Origin of the sequence: Bartonella sp. AP21QHHD, assembly GCF_042196205.1 — a bacterium.
Lineage (GTDB): Bacteria > Pseudomonadota > Alphaproteobacteria > Rhizobiales > Rhizobiaceae > Bartonella.
Genome location: NZ_JBHIPT010000071.1, coordinates 1 through 1,781 on the forward strand (window position 1 = coordinate 1; position 1,781 = coordinate 1,781).

The 1,781-nt window shown below is 35.6% G+C and carries 1 protein-coding gene and 2 pseudogenes; 2 read left to right on the forward strand and 1 reads right to left on the reverse strand.

The features are described from left to right. Positions 1 to 144, reverse strand: a pseudogene (locus ACFIMC_RS04760) (MBL fold metallo-hydrolase); the annotation flags it as partial. Between the two features lie 4 nt (positions 145 to 148). Between ACFIMC_RS04760 and ACFIMC_RS04765 the strand changes: the two are divergent. Further along, positions 149 to 547 (forward strand): annotated as a pseudogene (locus ACFIMC_RS04765) (sensor histidine kinase); the annotation flags it as partial. A 471-nt stretch (positions 548 to 1,018) separates the two neighbouring features. After that, positions 1,019 to 1,642, forward strand: a complete 624-nt coding sequence (locus ACFIMC_RS04770; protein WP_375671836.1) for a BA14K family protein — start codon at positions 1,019 to 1,021, stop codon at positions 1,640 to 1,642. Positions 1,643 to 1,781 lie beyond the last annotated feature (139 nt).

The window sequence follows — 1,781 nt, forward strand, 5'->3', positions numbered from 1 at the left end:
AATAGAACCACGAAAGAGAACATCACCCAAGAGGGCTAAGCGCTCTTTTTCATTGAAATAAATAACATGACCAGGGGAATGCCCCAGTGTATGTAAAACCCTAAACTTATGTCCAGCAAAATACACACACTCACCATCTTCTAACTATATCGAACAACGCACCACGATGCTTTCGGGTGTAAGCCATGATTTAAGAACCATTCTCACCCGTTTTAAACTTCAGCAAACATTAGCAAATACTGACTTTGATATTAAGCAGCTTGAACAAGATGTGAGCGACATGCAAAATATGTTAGAAGATTACCTTGCTTTTGCCCGTAGTGAAGAAAGTGAGTGTGTTAAAACTTTTGATTTAAATGCTCTTATGCAAAAATTCTCTACCGATGCACATCTTCACAAACGCCAATTTTCCTACACCATTGAAAGCCCTACACAAATACAAGCACGTCCACGTGCCTTCACGCGTCTCATCAGCAATATTGTGTCAAATGCATTTTGTCATGCCAATACTGTCAAACTAACAGCCATATCCCAACAAGAATGTTTCCCATATATCAAAAAAGTTCCCGCAATATATTATATTTATACAGTTATAATATGATATCGAACTCAATATTTAGCCTCACAAGAGAGTAGTCAAACAGGACTGTATTCAATCACACAAATAAGGTTCTATCTTAGCACCATAAGCCTATAATAAAAAACGATAACTTTTGTTCATACACCTATTGTTCAATTCATATCGTATCAAGCAATAAAAAAGTACTCATCAATAAATAATTTATAACCAATAGTAAAAAATCTGGTGCTCTAAATACAAGCTGCTTAATTAACCTTAAGAAGAGTACATTAATTGAAATCAAAATTCTGTCATGATTTTATTTTACTGTATTGATAATAGTTTTAACTAAATGAATTTTTATTTTTTTGTCACAATAAAGTCCAAAATTGTTCAGGCTCTATTCAGTTTGAAACGTGTAGGATGTGAAAAATACGAATTTACACAAGGAGCATCATTATGAAAAAAGTGATCAGATTAGCGGTATTATCAGCAATGTCTACTGCAACCGTTTTGATGCCATTAAATCCAACGCTTGCAGATATGGCATGGTATCATAACTATGACATGAGAAGGGAGGCTGGTTTACCGTCTCACAATTTTAGCTCCCATTTTTCTCATAGTGAACATCACTCTTTTGATAATCCCCACACGCGTCATTATGTTAGCCATAAATGGGGAGCACAACAACACCATCATGTTGAACACAACACATATCATTATGTCGAGCGCAAAAAGACAAAACACAGTAGTATTAATATAAATAACTCAGGAGAAGCTTTAGCAATGGGCATTCTTGCTCTTGCAGCAGGTGCACTTCTCGGCAAAATTTTTAAAAAATCAGAACAGCCACAAGTTGTTTATCAAACCGCACCACAGCATCAAATTGTATATCAACAGGTTCCACAGGAACAGATAATTTATGAAGCTCCGCAAACAGTGGAATATGAGCCAGTACAACAATCATTAGAATCTGATTGGCTTAACTATTGCAAGAAAAAATACCGTTCTTTCAACCCTAAAACAGGAACTTTCCGAGACCGTAATGGTTTGGAACACGTTTGTTATGCCCCAATAAATTAACTTCTGTTCTGCCCTACTAAAAAGTCTTAAATGGCACAAAAAAACGCTTCAAAGCGTTTTTTTTATTTGCTCATATATTAAAATCTTGAAGAAAAGGATTATTTTGGCGCTCATAGCCTATGCTACTTTTGGGACCATG